Here is a 14,557-nt window from a genome sequence, read left to right on the forward strand (position 1 = left end):
CATTTTTCCGTTGCTACTTCATTCGCCGGCCGGCTTTTTCTCGGCTAGCAAAGACTGCAGCAGCGCCGAATCATTCATGATTTTGCCAATAAGCTCTTCGGCTCCCGTTTTTCCATCCATATAAGTGATGAGGTTCGACAACTGGGTGCGAGCTTCGAGTAATTGCTTGAGCCCATCTACTTTGCGGGCAACCGCGGCAGGCGAGAAATCATCCATACTGTCGAAACTGATATCGATACTGAGATTGCCTTCACCTGTCAGGGTATTTGGAACCTGAAATGCTACCCGTGGTTTTATCGCCTTCAGGCGGTCGTCGAAGTTATCAACATCTATTTCCAATGCCTTACGATCAGCGACTGGTGGCAAGGCCTCACTGGGTTTTCCGGACAGGTCGGCCATCACCCCCATTACAAAGGGCAATTGAATTTTCTTTTCCGCGCCATACAGCTCTACGTCGTACTCAATTTGCACTCTGGGTGCACGATTTCTGGCGATAAATTTCTGGCTGCTTGCCTTGGCCATTTTTTGTACTCCTTACGGTTGATGTTTAAACATAGTCAGGAATCTTCATCTAGGCCAGATTTGTCCAATCCCCCGACATTCCTGGCTTGTTGTAACCCTTCCGGGGCCATATCCCGCAGGATTTCCAGAAAATCGAGGGTGGCTAAACGCTTGGCTCTTTGCAGTAACAAAGGAACTGGACTGGATGGCTCGTGTTTGCGGAAATACTCAATAATGCGATCCATCTGCCGGGTAGCATCTTCCCGGCTGTTAATTTCACCATTCATGCTTGGTGCCTGTTGCTGGGGAGCTTGTGCTGACTCTTCCGTACTCTGCTCAGTGTTTTGTCCGCGGCGAGCTAAATATTCGTTGACCACAGCGAGAGCCTCGGTCAGTGGGGTTTTCAAGGCACAGAGATCGGGAGCCTGGCTAGCACCCAAAGTGTCGTTCAAAAAGTTATCTATGCCTGTGAGGGCTTCCTGGCAGCCATTGAGGTCATCCGCTGTTTGGCGCAGCTCCTCAATTGGGCAATCCATAAAGGTGGCCGAAATGGCCGCGAGGTCCGGCCCGTCTGCTGAGTCATCACTGATCTGGCCTTTGGCGATCTGGACCTGACGTAATCCTATGGCCCCAAATATTCTTGAACTGGCCAAAGGGGCGCGCAGCAGGCTGGACAAGGTGGCTTCTCTATCGCAAAGGGTTTGCAGGGTATTGATGCGCAGTGCCGGGTCGTTATCGTCTTCAGGATCTAATTGCGGGTGTAGGGTTGGCCAAAATTCCAACAGTAAGCCTTGGGTTAACTGCAGGCCTTGCCTTAAGCCCCCCACTCCGTCTAAGTTGAGTAGTGCCCGGCAAAGAAATATCGCCAAGCGCAAGTCGCGACTTCTCTCCAGTAAAGTTAGGGCATTGCTTTTAACACTCCGCCAGTCCGGAGGTTCGGCATCGACTTTGGCGTCACCAAAACTCTGTTCTGGTTTACCCTTGGCCAAGCGTTCCAGCTCGGTAAATGGTTGCTCATATTCCAAATTGTCCCCGGCAGGGGTTTCATCTGAAAGAGGGGTCAGAAACTGGCTAATGTTTACGTCTGTCATACGAGCTACTGGTTAAAATTCCATCTTAACTGTTGGACAGACTTCAAGGCATAGGCCACAATCCCAACAATCTAACAGTGATAAAATCTGTTAAATAACAATGACCAAATGACTCCATCCAATCTGATCAGCAGAAGAAATATTGGTTCAGCAAATGCGTTTCAGCAAGAAATTGGCTGAAATTTGTTAAAAAAACGTTTTTACCCGGCGAATAGGTGAGACGTTATATTTGCTTAATGCGCTGCCACTGATGGGAGCCGGGCGTGAAAGCCTAGGGAAAATGCAGGCTTTCTAAAAATTCAACTAATGGGTTAGAGTAACTAACCAAGGACACAAGCTGATGGGAGGTAATATGGGACAACCTTCAATAGTTGAGGTTGACTACCATGTGTTGGTGGGCAAGCTGAAACAGGCTGCAGATACGGGCTGTCTAATTGAGCGCACAGATAAGGACAAATGGAAGGCGTATGTTGAGGAAAACCAGATCCGTGAAACCTCATTAATTGCCTTTGGAAAGGTTAAATTTAGCCGTGGTGCACCTGTTCCAGTGGCCATTGTGATGGCCGGAGAATGGGCTGGATGCTATGTGTATTCCGACAAGGATGAGGCTGCACTTAAATACGTACCCGCCACTTAGCTATTCACCATCGACCCGTAATAAAGGCGCTGAACGCTTCTGGCGGGGGTAGCCCCTGATAAAGCAAAAACACGGGCTCGATGTCTTCAGAGCCCAGGCTCCACCAAATACTGAAACCCGGGTACTGATTTTCCAACACGGATTGCATCTGTGTGGCTATGCTCCCTCTTACCAACTCCGCTCCGCTATGGGTGTCTAATGTCCATCCTTGCAGACTATTACCTATTGGAGAAGCTGGCTTGGCAAGCGCCGGCGCCGGAATGGCTTCCAGTTGCTGCTCAAACGCCAGCATGTCAAAGTCACTGGACAAGGCATATAGGGCGGCATCTTCCATGCGCTCAAACCAATTGTCGGCTTGGCTGACAAAATCGATGATGTTTGTGTCAATGGCTAGGGCCTGGGCGAGGGTTAATGGGAAATGTCTGCCGACGCTATCCACACTAGGCATCATTACACCGGTAATTGGGTGCGTGCTGAGTAAGCCGGAAGATAGCGCAAAGCGCCAGATTGGACTGACCAGATAATGACGGAGCCAACTGTCCTCCAGCGCGGCCTGACTATACTCAATGGCAGCTTGTAACCATTGATCCCAGGACGTGACCATGTCATTGGGCAGGTTACGCCTGATAAAGTCTCCTTTACCCGGCAGCTTGCCATAAAAGCCCGGTCTTTCTATCAGCATCTTGATTCCTTACAGGCTGTCCAGACAACCCAGGCTACGCATCACCTGTTTGTTAAATGGGTTGATCACACTACCAGCCTTAATTTCATAACTGGCTTGCAGACCATCACTTTGAAAGCTAACCCTGAACCTGTCTCTGGTGGATGTTGCCTGGGTTTCACCCTTATCAATAAGTTTGAACCAGGCCCATGGTCCATCGGTGGCAATACCGGTGCTGTTACCACTTAGGGTTCTGATGGAAAATCTGGAGCGTTCCAGCCCCCCCGTGGGTGGCCACACCATTTGGGTTAATCGGGTTGGACCATGCTGATAGACCAGCCGCTGATCGCCCATTTCTATTAGGCTTTGGCTCGCTGAGGCATCCAATTGCAAAGGCGTGATCTGAAAACTGAAATAGGGTTGATTAGCTCCCCCCATAAAGAAAGTTTGGCGAATATCTGCGGCCCGTTCGAAATAACGCACCACTTGGTCAGGAACCTCAAGTTTAGCGCCGGCATTCTCTATTAATGCCCAGGGTTTCACGCTGGTGTCAATGAATCCGGCCAGATAGCGGTTAAAGAATTCTTCCAGTAGTCCTGAAGGGCCAAAATAACGGCTGAAGTCACTGACATTGATATCATCGGGGCTGTTGGGGGCGATGGGGTAGCGACTGTCTATAGCCTGGCGACAAAATCCTGCTACTGAGGCCTGCCATACCTGATTAAAACGCTGTCTGGCATCACGAACAAACACCATATTACTTTCTCTGACCAGACTATTCAGCCATTGCTTGAGTGGTTCTGGCTGGCGGCTTGCTTCCAACTGAATGCGCCGTATAACCCCCTGCAGGGCCGAGCTGGCATCATTGGTGCTAATACCCATAGCGGCAGAGTTGATGGTTGCCTCAACTGTGCTCAGCGCAATAAACAGTTCATTGAGGTTTGATAGCGTTGCCTTAATCGGGGCCTGTACCTCGTCCCGTTCCTTTAAAATTTCGTGTAGGCGGGCGAACTGACGGTCCACCAGGGCGGCCGGGTCTTTATTGGCGTTGAGTGCTTCGGCTTCGGATGCTTTGGAGAGTAATGACGAGACCCGATTGGTAATGCTATTCAGTCGATCTGTTTTACCTGCCGCATCAATCAAGTCAGCCGAAGACGACACCAGTGTAGTCTGCTTTCCAACGTGCGCCAGCAAGCTCCGAATAGGCGACATCTCGGCGGATAAATCCTTTACTTTCTGCGCTCCGTCAGCAAAAGAGTTGAAACGTGCAATATCAATATCCTGCAGGTATAGATTCCAGGTGCGGACATATTCGGAGAAGTACAATTTGCTCACATCCTGAAACAAGGCATCCACTTGTTCGTCAGATAAATCCTCGCGTTGCTCATCTCGGACCACCCAGGTTTCTTTTGCGGCCAAGGCGGTCAACATAGGCCCTTGTTCAAGCAGAACGTCCTTGTAGCCAGTCAGGGTAAAGAAACCCGGCAAGCCTTTGTTCATTGGAGCATCACTGCGAAAACGGAAGTAGTGAGCCGCATCGGCACCGATATTGTCTACCATTCTCCAAAGGGGAATGGAGCGTGCCTGGGCGCTGCGTTTTAGTTGCCCATATACTCGTTCAGAAAGGCTTTGCCTGGTCAGAGTTTTACGTACCTGTTCAACTAGCAAGCCCTGTAATCTGACCTGCGGAAGGTCGGCTTCAACCAATGCCTGTAAGTGCCCTATGAGCTGATCTCGGGGTTCGCTATTGTTTACCCCCGGAAACTGATTGGCCCAGTCTGTGGTGACCCAGGATTCAACCTCTTGCTGGTCATAGCGGCCTGGATTGCCCATCATCAGGTACACTTTCAGGGCTGCATAGAGTAAATCGCTTTGTTCGATGCGGTTGTTTTCCTCCAACTGTTGTTCCAGACGAGCCATCACCCTGGGCAGCAACACTGCGTTCAGCGCTCGCCGATAAGCATCGACAGCGATAGGACCAACTTTGTCCCCCTGATACAGGCCAAGCCCCATAGATAAAGGTGGGCTGCTATCTTTGTCTGCATATCCCCCGGGAATACTTCTAAGTAGGTTTAGATAAGGCAGGATTGCGTTGATGTCGCCACGACTATCAACCAGATCACCGGCCACACCCTGATACTGGTTCACCTGCTCTTCCACCTGCTGAATGTAATCCAGATTGTTCTGATAGCTCCAGTACCAGCCGAGCATCATCAGCAAAGTTAGGACAACGGCACCGGCATAACCTATACGCTCTATTGTGCCCCGGTTTCTTGCCCAAAATCCGGTGTTGATTACCAGACCTGCTTCTTTGAAGATCACATCCTTCATCAGCCGGGTGAGGAAATAACTACGCCCTGGTCCACTGTATGCGGGGGTTGCCTGTCGGCTCAGCCCAAAGGCTCTGGAAACGGCACCGATCAATCTGTCGATTGGGCTGCCTTCTTGAGTACCGCTGGAAAAATACACCCCCCTGAGCATGGGTTTGTCGTCGTAAACATTGGGGGCAAAAATCTCACCGATAAAATCCCGCAGGGATTGCTTAAGCGAGGCCATTTGCTCGGGAAAACCGTGTAATGCAGCGCGTCGTTGCACATCGTGCTCTGCGTCCAGTCTGGATAGCAGCCCATCAGCCAACCTGCCGATCAACTGGTCATAACCTTGTTCAAAAGTATGAATAAATTGTGCAGGATTCTCTGAAACACTCAGGGGAAAGGTCATGCCCCATACCTGCTCTCGTTCTACCTTTCCCAGGTCGTCAAAATATGCGGTGAATCCATCCAGTAAATCAGTTTTGGTAAAGATGACATATACAGGTACTTGTACTTTCAGGCTGTCGCTTAGCTCCTTAAGCCTGCGTCTGACGGCTCTGGCGTGTAGTCGTCGGGTGTCAGGGGTCTGTGAGATAAGATCAATCAAACTGAAAGCGACTATTACACCATCCAGCGGCCGACGACGGCGGTGTTTCTTTAACAACCCGAGAAAGCCTTGCCAGGCCGTCTTGTCAACCGATTCATCGCTGTCTTGTGTGGTGTAGCGCCCCGCCGTGTCGAGCAGAACCGCCTCATTAGTAAACCACCAATCGCAATTCCTGGTGCCGCCAATGCCTTTAACAGGATCTGAACCGAATCCTTCCTGCAATGGAAACCGCAAGCCGGAGTTTTTGAGCGCGGTAGTTTTACCTGCACCAGGCGGACCAATAATGACATACCAAGGAAGCTGATAGAGATATTTGTGGCCGGAACTGCCCCCCAGACGAGACTTTTTCAAGGTTTGCATCGCTTGTTGAAAACGCTCTTGCAACAGAGTCACTTCGCTACTACTCAGATTATTTTGCTGGCTGCCTGCAGATAAGCCCTGAATGACTTGCTGATTGGCTTTTTTATGGCGGATAACCTTGAGTAGTTGGATAACCACCCATATGGCAACGACCAACAGGATACATAGGGTGCGAGTGGTATCGTCCGCCAATGGCATCCAACTGCCAAAGGCCAGGATCTGCCCGACGTACCAAATCAGTAAACATAAAATCAGTAAACCCAAAATGGACAGTACCCATTTATTGGTTAACCAGGAAAACAGTTTTTTCAGCATTCCCATTGTCGTTCCCTACGTCATTCAATAGGTGCGTATCAGTATTTCCACACGACGGTTTTGTTCCCGTCCTTGTGGGGTGGCATTGTCTGCGACTGGCTCGGTATCTGCTTTACCTTGCGCGACCAAACGCTCTTTTTGCATACCGTTGTTGACCAGAGCGGTAACTACGGCTCTGGCTCGTTCATCAGACAAATGCCAGTTTGAAGGGTACCTAAGTGTGCGGATTTGCTGGCTATCTGAATGGCCGGAAACCAAAATTGGGCCGGGTAAGTCTTTCAAAGCATTGGCTATCTGTTTGAAAGTGGGCCGGTAAGTGGAGGATACGTCGGCGTTGCCAGAGGCAAAAAGCCCTTTATTGTGCACTGTTATCTTTATGCCGCCCGATTCTCTGGATAAGCTGATTTGACGAGCCGCGATTTCGCCAGCCAGACTAGACTGTAAAGTTCGTAACAAGGTGTCTGGGTCAAGGGCGTTATCTAAGGGTTCCACCAGCACCGGCGCAGTATCGTCAGCCTGGGCGAGTTGCGGAATTTCCCTGCCTAGTTGGCTAATTCGGGAGAAGGTTTCATCTGAGGCCTCATTGATTGAAAAATAGAAGCCGATATAGGTCAGCATCAAGATCCCCGATAAGATTGCCGCCACCACCCACCAAGGAAACATTTTAGCTATCACTGGGCGCCCATCCTGTACTCCCTGCCACTGCTCTGATAGCTCTGGTGCGGGTAATGGCATGACCTGTCTGAGTGTCTGATAAAGGCCGGTGCGGATTTGCTGTAAGGCGGCCTGACCATTCTGCTGAACGGCAAACTTGCCCTGAAAGCCAAGACTCAGGCAGTGATACATGAGCTCTAGAATGGCTTGGTTTGCTCCTGGGTTTTCTGATCTGTTTGCCAGAATTTGAAAAAATCGTTCCCCTCCCCGCGTGTCGTTATGTAAAGAGCTCAACAGGCTATTCTGACTCCAATGACTGGCATGTCCCCATGGCGTATTGAGTACAATTTCATCAATAAAGGCGCACAGAATGTAACGGGCTTCTAAGGCTGTATCTGGGGCTACACCTTGGCTTGTGCAGGTGCGTTCATAACTGCGCATCAGACCCGTGATATGGTTCTGTAAACCCAGCGTGTCGCTATGCTGTAAGGTACTGCGGAGCTGCCTGGCCAGTGAAAAGATCATGGTGGCCGCATTTAGCAATACATGGTTACCTGATGTTCCTAACATAGTGACATCGGGTGAGTCCTGATCAGATATTTGTCTGGGTTGTGGCGATATCGGCGGAACAGAGGCTGCTGCGGGCTGTTGTTGAGGTGGTTCCTGTGCCACAGTGCGACGTCGGCCTGGCGACGGCATTATCAGGGTGCGGTCAAGATCATCATTAACCATAATTATTGCCTAATTGCCCAGAAACTGATGTCCAGGCCTGGGTATTGTCCCGCCACGTGCAGGGCTAGATTGCCGGTTGATTCAATGTCTTGCCAAGCGCTACTGGTTTTGTCCAACTGAAAATACGTGGTACCGGCCTGATAAGGAATCTGCCGGGGCGCTGCTGGCAGTGGGCTGATATTGACCCCCGGCAGTGATTTATTGATAAGCTGGGCGATTTTCTCCACTGAGCCGACTTTCATTTGTCCAGGTAAGCCCTGGCGCAGTCGGTCATCTGGTACATCGGCCTGAATAGCGAAGATAAACATGGCTTTACGCAGCATATCCTGATTGCCAATTGCACCTGTGCGAATGCCATACTGATTCGGCTGACTCAGTTCAATCTGCGTAGCGGCCGCTTCCAACACAGTGCTCATGGCTAGACGCAAGCTGGTCATGATAGGCAGAAAAGTGTCTTTCAAAGCGTCCTGCCGATATGGTGGATAGTTTTCCGGACGCCGGTTTCTATTGGTAAAAGTGGCCAGTTCTCCGGCTGTTTGCAAGAGCTGTTGGTAAAGCTGCAAAGGGTGGAGGCAGGGCTGGTGCAATAAATGATGAATTAAAGGCTCAATGCGGTTGATGGCCTGCAGGAGCAGAAAGTCAGCAATCTCTGTGCTGCTGCGGCCTGCGCCTGATACTCGGGTTGCCAGATTTTCCGCTCGCTGGTGGAGCATGGATTCAAGTTCAACAATAAAGCCGTGTAAGTTAGTTTGATTGTTGGCATCCAATGCCGGTGGAATAAAATCTTCATCGAGATGAATGTTTCTGTCTGCGCCTACCTCCAGGACTTTTGCTACCGCCAGTGTTTGAAAGGCATCCTGTTGTTGGTTGGAGAGTGACAAGTTAAAGCGCGGTTTCGCCACTTCTATTTCTGCATCCTGCCCTGAAGCATCCGCGGCATCTCTGATCATCTGCACATATGAATGAAAACGAACATGGTCAGCATCGTTTTCGTTGCTGAATTCCTGACCCGATTGGGTTGTAACAGGTAGGCTCAAGTATATGGTCAGATCGCGACTACCCTCGGGCAGATCCAGCACTGGCATATTGCCTTCGAGGTCAAAATACAGGCCATCCGGTAATACCCCCCGGCATTTTTTGAAAGACAGCTTTCCTACCTTCAGAAGCTCTCTGTCTAATGTCAGTGCTGTGAACCCCCAGTAATAGGCATGCATTCCCTGGGCGATATTGTGCAGCTGTTCGAGTAAAAACCTGTCCTGTTGTTGAAAGTGTTGCGGTCTTAAGAACATGCCCTCAGACCAGGAAATTCTATTATTTGATGTCATTCCTTCACCACATCCTCTGAGCCGACAATTACTCGATGTTTAACTGCAGCGCGTTACTGCCAAGCACAACCCGTATTTCGGAATTAGAATCTGACGGCAATTCCACCACACGCTTCCAGGTTGCGTTATCAATATCCCTATAGGCTGCAATTAAGCCAAGATAGCGGGTATTTTCATCAAATATGATGTCTTTCTGGTATTCCTGCCCAGGCTTCAACTCAAGGTCGTCATGGCGAATATAGTCATTGCCGAGTTCACCTGCGGCTTTGTCGTACAATGAGAAAAAATCGGCACTGTTAAAGGCGCCGGGGGATTTGAGTTCATAGAGCCGGATCAAAATAGGTGAAGGGCGTCCATTGATATCTGGATTTACGTCGGTGGCAGCGACTACGGTTAGTTCGGCTTTGGTTACCACCGAAAATACATCCTGTACCATAGTGCTTGATCCACAGCCCAGCAAAGAGACGGTTAATCCAAGTGGCACAATCCAGCGATAAATTAGCGCAGAACGCTTGTTTCCGACTCCTGACATCCTTCCCTCCTGGTTCGTTGTTGGAGTTCGCTATTTGTTTGTTTTTTAAACGTAATGCCTTTACTTATAGTTTAATTTCCATGAATGTGCGGGGATATTTTCAGCCACTTTGTTTTTGATTTTTGATCTGTTGTTCATAGGCCTTTGCAAAGTCACGACCGAAAAGATTTTGCACATCTTGTTCACCATCCCTACACAGCGTTTTGTAGAGCATGATGTAATTATCCCAATAGGCTGATTTTCGCTGCCCCAGTATTTTGGACATGCCTGTGGAGGTCTGATTAGCCTGTTCTATTCTGTCTGGGTTAAAGGTATTCAACAGTGACTGCAACGCCTGCTGCATACCTGCCAGCATAGCTACCTGGTGGGCTTTCAGGTCGTCGAAAGCTTCCTCAAAAGCTTGTTGCGCATTCATATAGCCGCCTCCTCGTTTGAACAGCAAAGACTGCATAGCCTCTTCTACATTCAGCGAGAACTTTAGCGGATTATTGTCGGTTGGCTTTATCATGGTTTGCGCCAACCTAAACTCACCTTTGATATCACCCCTGGCCGCCAAAACACCTATCATTCCTGTTGTCATGCAACGGAATAGGCTGCCCAATTCGCGCATTAATTGCTCGGGAGAAACAGACGCTGAGTGCTCAGCGGTGAGACCTGCGCCCTCAAGAAACGCACTAAACAGAGCACTTTGGTTTCCGCTGACCTGGGATTGCGTTGTTTGCTGAATTTCCGGTGGCAGGGATACGCTTTCTGGAGCCTGAGCCTGAGCCTGAGCCTGAGCCTGAGCCTGAGCCTGAGAGGACGCTTGTTGCTGTGAGCTCCAATCTTCTGGGATGCTGATACCAATGCTGGGTGCGTCGTAATGGGTTTGGGTTATGGCTGGCGCGTCAATGCCGTCATCGATAGGCTTCACGGGAGCAACTGGGTCTGGGCTGAGTAAGGTATGCCAATCTGTTTGTTCATCCGCCACTGGTGGTTGCACCAACTGCGGTATTTCGTCCGGATATTCCGCCCCGGCGTTGACTGAGGGACTCTCTTCGATACAGACCCTTATGTCGTAATCGCTGATTCGGAATCTGTCTCCGTCATTCAGAATGACGCTGTTTCCCTTGCCTATGGCCTGAGAAGCCTGATTAAGGTACACACCATTGGTGCTTAGATCCTGCAGTAAGAAGCCTTGCGGTTGTGATTCAATACGGCAATGCGATTTAGATAAAATCCGGTCTGGATCAGCCAGGCACCAATGGTTACTTTTATCTCTGCCAATGCTGAGCGTACTGCCCTGCAGCTCGATACTAGAAGGTTGAGCCGCACTCTCTTTCTGGTAACTGATGATTTCCAGTCTTAACGCCAAGATCATTCTCCACTACTTAGTTCCATGCGTGTGTTGTTAAGCATCATGCTTGGTTGATACGTTTTACTGCCATCTATTGGAGAATTTTAATAACACTTGGCAGTACAACGTTCGGCGGGCATGATAATTAACCTGTTTTCCGTCAGGTTGATTTTTCACCAATAAACAATAGGTGAAGGATTAACCTTTAACAAATAAAAACAGATAGATAGCGTTGAAGTATTGAGCATGACAACAGACAGTGAAGCCACCTTGCACTGTGGGGTGAATGAGCATTACCGGCGCATTTGGCATACGGTGAAATTGATCCCTGCCGGGCGAGTTGCCAGTTATGGGCAAATCGCCGATCTTGCTGGTTTGCCCGGCCGGGCACGCATGGTGGGTAAAGCCCTGCAGGCTGCTCCCAAACCGATGCAACTGCCCTGGCATCGGGTGTTACGCTCGAATGGCCAGATTGCTTTTCCTGCAGGTTCGGATACGGCTGAAGAACAAAAAGGGCGATTGCAAGAAGAAGAGGTTGTTGTATTGAAAAACCGGGTCAGACTGGTGGAGTATCAATGGCGACCAGATCTGGCGGAGCTTTTATTCGGCTTGGCATTTTAAGGAGAAAATAATAATGAAGGGTTTAGTGAAGTTGGTTGGTGCAGCGTTATTGCTGATGGCTATGGCAGCCAGTGCCAGTACAGAAAGTGAAGCTGATAGTATTAAGACCTTGCTAAACCGTTTTCTGGAAGGTGCAGCGGTCAATGATATAGAAATGCATGACAGGTTTTGGGCTGACGACCTTGTTTATACTAGTTCTAGCGGTAAACGCTTTGGTAAGGCAGCGTTGATGGCCTCGCTTGAGTCTGCCCCTACCCTTAGTGAAGAGAAGACAACCTACAGCGCTGAAGACTTGAATATCAGGCTGTTTGAGGATGTTGCTGTTATTACTTTCAAGTTGGTCGGTGAGACGGATAATGAGCGCCATTATTATCTGAATAGCGGTACGCTAGTGAAAAATGACAATGAATGGCGGGTAGTTAACTGGCAGGCGACGCATATGCAGCAAGAGTGATGGCCTGCCAGGACGAGAAGACTAAGCGCAATGGCGGTGGCTGTTGTTTTGGCGCGTTGTTGAACGCCAAATGACGACTGTTAGTAGCAGTAGCATCGCAAGCATACTTGCTGAGCCACCATGAACCTCCTCAACAATCACAACATTTTGTTCGTATTCCCGGCTTTCCAGCGGCAGATACAGTAAATCTTCGTCATCATAACTGTCGTAGACAGCCACTAGCTCCTCGGTGTCGCCATCGTACAGCTCAATTAGTATCTCGTAGTCATCAGCACGGAAGCCTTCCAATAAGGTGGTTCTCACGTCAAGAAAATCATCACTGCTCTCCCCATGTACTGAGAACACCGAGGTCGTATGGTACTCACGGAACTTGTCCGCGTTACCCAGATAAAGCCGAGCATAAACAGGAGCCTGGGTATATAGACTGTCTACATCAAATGACAGGGTGAATTCACTGTAATATCCATCTGCGTCAGGGTCGCTGAGCAAGGAAATCCAGGCATCATAAATCCAGAAATCACCAGTGTCGGTATGCTGAGGGCGCAGGGAAAGAATTCTGGCTGGCGCATCTTTGTCGCTCTTCAGGCTGGATTTAGGGCTGCTTGAACGAACTTCATTCAGTTGTGATTCTTTGGATGTTGCCTTCCATTCAGTATCAGCAAGACCTGGCAGGCTAAACAACAATAGGGCTAAAAAAGGGACGGCTTTCATTTTGAATTCTCCATCAGTGGTGTACGTACTGTGGTTGAATTCGAGTGAATTGAGACTGAATTTGCCTTAATGAAAGCTGAAGCAGTGCAGCTCTGCTTAAAAAGTGATCGCTCACTTTTTGTTCTAGATACTAATGGCGCGTGTTCCTATCTGACTAATGCCTATTATGCTAGTTCTTGAATAATGGCACCAAGCCAGCCTGGAGACCGAAAGGTTTGAATGCGGCATTAAAAATATGGAAGGTCGGGCTGCCTAAATCCTGTTCAAGATCAGATAAGGTTCTGCGGCTGATACCAATCATCTTGGCATACTCTGTTTGACTCATTTCCATAATATCTTTTCGCAGAATTTTAAGGATCTGTCCTGTACTTAATTCTTGTCTCTGGTATGCCGCAAGTAATTCCAGAATGATCTCTTGCTGAATTGGTTGTGCAATTATTTTCTCTTTCATTTGCGTGGATTATTGCTTTGAGATTGTCGTTTTTTGGTCAAGGTTGCATACGTAGCATAAGATGCTCAGTAAAATTAATGTGCAAAATAATTCTCGTTTTTTGTATTTCAAGCAGAATGATTTCGCAACTTAACTCGCTTAAAAACGGCAAGGCAAGGTACAAAAAACGAAATCATCCAATGCGTGAGTTGAGAATAAATTTGCGCAAAAAATTATTCTATATTTTGGATCTGCTCGCGCATCTGCTCTATCAACACTTTAAGTTCAACGGCTGCTTGCGTTATTTCAGCATTGATAGACTTGGATGCTAAGGTATTGGATTCACGGTTAAATTCCTGCATCATAAAGTCAAGACGTCTTCCGCATGCCCCACCTTTGTGCAATATTTTGCGCGTTTCGCTGATGTGTGAATTTAATCTATCGAGCTCTTCGGCAACGTCTAAACGCTGAGCTAACAGAATCATTTCTTGCTCCAGACGACCAGAATCCAACTCTATTTTTGCTTCTTCAAACTTGTTGCTGATACGTTCGCGTTGCCACTCCAGTACGGCGGGCATTGCAGAGCGAATTGTGCTTACTTCAGATTCAATGGCGGTCAAGCGCTGCTCAATTAATACACGCAAATTGTCACCTTCCGCTGCGCGCGAACGAAGCAATTCTTCCAGACTTTTATCAAAGGCGCCGAGTAGCTCTCCTTGTATGGCATCCATGTCTGTTTCTTCGGCGCTAATGACCCCTGGCCAGCGCAGTACATCAAATGGATTGACCCCCGTAGATTGGCCATGAGATTGCACCCAGTCGGCGGCTTCCATTAATTGCCTGGCTAGACTTTCATTAAGCGTGACTTTTCCAACCGCGGCATCATTGGCCATAAAACGCAGTGAGCATTCAACTTTGCCCCGTTGTAAGGCCTTACGGAATCGTTCTCTTAATAAAGGTTCTAAACTGCGGAACTGTTCAGGCAGACGAAAATAGCTTTCCAGGTAACGTTGGTTTACCGAGCGTATTTCCCATACAGCATTACCCCATTGGGCTTTATGCTCAATTCGGGCGAAAGCCGTCATACTGTAGATCATATGTTTGTCCTGAACGTTTAGTTAGCGCCAGTATAACCCAACTGGATCTGATGCAGAACCGGTGTTGTGGGGGCTTCACAAGATATTCCAATCAGTGCTGAGCAAAATACAGATGAGCTTGGGCGTGCATTTTATGCAGATGTCGTTTTTTCATTGGGCTATAATGCCGCCCAATACAGCG

15 protein-coding genes are annotated in these 14,557 nt (G+C 48.8%); 3 read left to right on the forward strand and 12 right to left on the reverse strand.

The annotated features are described in order from the left end of the window. Positions 1 to 18: 18 nt before the first annotated feature. The 3 genes from tssB to J0A65_RS27935 are packed head-to-tail and all read right to left on the reverse strand — an operon-like array spanning position 19 to position 1,679. Entirely contained in the window at positions 19 to 522 is a 504-nt protein-coding gene (gene tssB / locus J0A65_RS17435; RefSeq protein WP_206595624.1) for a type VI secretion system contractile sheath small subunit, read from the reverse strand. A gap of 35 nt (positions 523 to 557) precedes the next feature. Next, on the reverse strand, positions 558 to 1,592 hold the full coding sequence (gene tssA, locus J0A65_RS17440) for a type VI secretion system protein TssA (RefSeq protein ID WP_206595625.1): 1,035 nt from the start codon (positions 1,590 to 1,592) through the stop codon (positions 558 to 560). 12 nt (positions 1,593 to 1,604) lie between these two features. Next, entirely contained in the window at positions 1,605 to 1,679 is a 75-nt protein-coding gene (locus J0A65_RS27935) for a 4Fe-4S binding protein (RefSeq protein WP_206595674.1), read from the reverse strand. A gap of 265 nt (positions 1,680 to 1,944) precedes the next feature. Between J0A65_RS27935 and J0A65_RS17450 the strand changes: the two genes are divergently transcribed. Then, positions 1,945 to 2,229 carry a hypothetical protein gene (locus J0A65_RS17450; RefSeq protein ID WP_206595626.1) on the forward strand — a complete coding sequence of 95 codons (285 nt, stop codon included), beginning with the start codon at positions 1,945 to 1,947 and terminating at the stop codon, positions 2,227 to 2,229. A gap of 4 nt (positions 2,230 to 2,233) precedes the next feature. On the opposite strand, the gene tagF is transcribed toward J0A65_RS17450, so the two are convergent. From tagF to tagH, 6 genes are all read right to left on the reverse strand, one after another. Next, positions 2,234 to 2,911 carry a type VI secretion system-associated protein TagF gene (gene tagF / locus J0A65_RS17455; RefSeq protein WP_206595627.1) on the reverse strand — a complete coding sequence of 226 codons (678 nt, stop codon included), beginning with the start codon at positions 2,909 to 2,911 and terminating at the stop codon, positions 2,234 to 2,236. 9 nt (positions 2,912 to 2,920) lie between these two features. Further along, entirely contained in the window at positions 2,921 to 6,490 is a 3,570-nt protein-coding gene (gene tssM / locus J0A65_RS17460) for a type VI secretion system membrane subunit TssM (protein WP_206595628.1), read from the reverse strand. Positions 6,491 to 6,508: 18 nt separating this feature from the next. After that, on the reverse strand, positions 6,509 to 7,870 hold the full coding sequence (gene tssL / locus J0A65_RS17465; RefSeq protein ID WP_206595629.1) for a type VI secretion system protein TssL, long form: 1,362 nt from the start codon (positions 7,868 to 7,870) through the stop codon (positions 6,509 to 6,511). 2 nt (positions 7,871 to 7,872) lie between these two features. Further along, positions 7,873 to 9,195 (reverse strand): type VI secretion system baseplate subunit TssK, encoded by a 1,323-nt coding sequence (gene tssK / locus J0A65_RS17470; protein WP_206595630.1) that lies wholly within the window; start codon positions 9,193 to 9,195, stop codon positions 7,873 to 7,875. A gap of 28 nt (positions 9,196 to 9,223) precedes the next feature. Then, entirely contained in the window at positions 9,224 to 9,727 is a 504-nt protein-coding gene (gene tssJ, locus J0A65_RS17475) for a type VI secretion system lipoprotein TssJ (protein ID WP_206595631.1), read from the reverse strand. 100 nt (positions 9,728 to 9,827) lie between these two features. Continuing rightward, on the reverse strand, positions 9,828 to 11,081 hold the full coding sequence (gene tagH, locus J0A65_RS17480; protein ID WP_206595632.1) for a type VI secretion system-associated FHA domain protein TagH: 1,254 nt from the start codon (positions 11,079 to 11,081) through the stop codon (positions 9,828 to 9,830). A gap of 228 nt (positions 11,082 to 11,309) precedes the next feature. On the opposite strand from tagH, the gene J0A65_RS17485 reads away from it, so the two are divergent. Continuing rightward, positions 11,310 to 11,684, forward strand: a complete 375-nt coding sequence (locus J0A65_RS17485) for an MGMT family protein (protein WP_206595633.1) — start codon at positions 11,310 to 11,312, stop codon at positions 11,682 to 11,684. Positions 11,685 to 11,697: 13 nt separating this feature from the next. Then, positions 11,698 to 12,138: a nuclear transport factor 2 family protein gene (locus tag J0A65_RS17490; RefSeq protein ID WP_206595634.1), complete on the forward strand. Its 441-nt coding sequence runs from the start codon at positions 11,698 to 11,700 to the stop codon at positions 12,136 to 12,138. 21 nt (positions 12,139 to 12,159) lie between these two features. On the opposite strand, the gene J0A65_RS17495 is transcribed toward J0A65_RS17490, so the two are convergent. The 3 genes from J0A65_RS17495 to J0A65_RS17505 form a co-directional block, all read right to left on the reverse strand. Further along, positions 12,160 to 12,849, reverse strand: coding sequence for a choice-of-anchor H family protein (locus tag J0A65_RS17495; RefSeq protein ID WP_206595635.1), 690 nt, complete (start codon positions 12,847 to 12,849; stop codon positions 12,160 to 12,162). 169 nt (positions 12,850 to 13,018) lie between these two features. Continuing rightward, complete coding sequence (locus J0A65_RS17500) at positions 13,019 to 13,300, reverse strand: helix-turn-helix transcriptional regulator (RefSeq protein ID WP_206595636.1); 282 nt, start codon at positions 13,298 to 13,300, stop codon at positions 13,019 to 13,021. A gap of 212 nt (positions 13,301 to 13,512) precedes the next feature. After that, positions 13,513 to 14,376: a YicC/YloC family endoribonuclease gene (locus tag J0A65_RS17505; protein WP_206595637.1), complete on the reverse strand. Its 864-nt coding sequence runs from the start codon at positions 14,374 to 14,376 to the stop codon at positions 13,513 to 13,515. Positions 14,377 to 14,557: the final 181 nt, after the last annotated feature.

This window comes from Bowmanella yangjiangensis (assembly GCF_017255015.1).
GTDB classification, from domain to species: domain Bacteria; phylum Pseudomonadota; class Gammaproteobacteria; order Enterobacterales; family Alteromonadaceae; genus Bowmanella; species Bowmanella yangjiangensis.

What these genes read in the sequence shown, in the direction of transcription:
- tssJ (WP_206595631.1), bottom strand. Translation starts at nt 9,727, where the DNA reads ATGTCAGGAGTCGGAAACAAGCGTTCTGCGCTAATTTATCGCTGGATT.
- tssM (WP_206595628.1), bottom strand. Translation starts at nt 6,490, where the DNA reads ATGGGAATGCTGAAAAAACTGTTTTCCTGGTTAACCAATAAATGGGTA.
- tagF (WP_206595627.1), bottom strand. Translation starts at nt 2,911, where the DNA reads ATGCTGATAGAAAGACCGGGCTTTTATGGCAAGCTGCCGGGTAAAGGA.
- J0A65_RS17485 (WP_206595633.1), top strand. Translation starts at nt 11,310, where the DNA reads ATGACAACAGACAGTGAAGCCACCTTGCACTGTGGGGTGAATGAGCAT.
- J0A65_RS17490 (WP_206595634.1), top strand. Translation starts at nt 11,698, where the DNA reads ATGAAGGGTTTAGTGAAGTTGGTTGGTGCAGCGTTATTGCTGATGGCT.
- J0A65_RS17450 (WP_206595626.1), top strand. Translation starts at nt 1,945, where the DNA reads ATGGGACAACCTTCAATAGTTGAGGTTGACTACCATGTGTTGGTGGGC.
- tssB (WP_206595624.1), bottom strand. Translation starts at nt 522, where the DNA reads ATGGCCAAGGCAAGCAGCCAGAAATTTATCGCCAGAAATCGTGCACCC.
- tssA (WP_206595625.1), bottom strand. Translation starts at nt 1,592, where the DNA reads ATGACAGACGTAAACATTAGCCAGTTTCTGACCCCTCTTTCAGATGAA.
- tssK (WP_206595630.1), bottom strand. Translation starts at nt 9,195, where the DNA reads ATGACATCAAATAATAGAATTTCCTGGTCTGAGGGCATGTTCTTAAGA.
- J0A65_RS17505 (WP_206595637.1), bottom strand. Translation starts at nt 14,376, where the DNA reads ATGATCTACAGTATGACGGCTTTCGCCCGAATTGAGCATAAAGCCCAA.
- tssL (WP_206595629.1), bottom strand. Translation starts at nt 7,870, where the DNA reads ATGGTTAATGATGATCTTGACCGCACCCTGATAATGCCGTCGCCAGGC.
- J0A65_RS17500 (WP_206595636.1), bottom strand. Translation starts at nt 13,300, where the DNA reads ATGAAAGAGAAAATAATTGCACAACCAATTCAGCAAGAGATCATTCTG.
- J0A65_RS17495 (WP_206595635.1), bottom strand. Translation starts at nt 12,849, where the DNA reads ATGAAAGCCGTCCCTTTTTTAGCCCTATTGTTGTTTAGCCTGCCAGGT.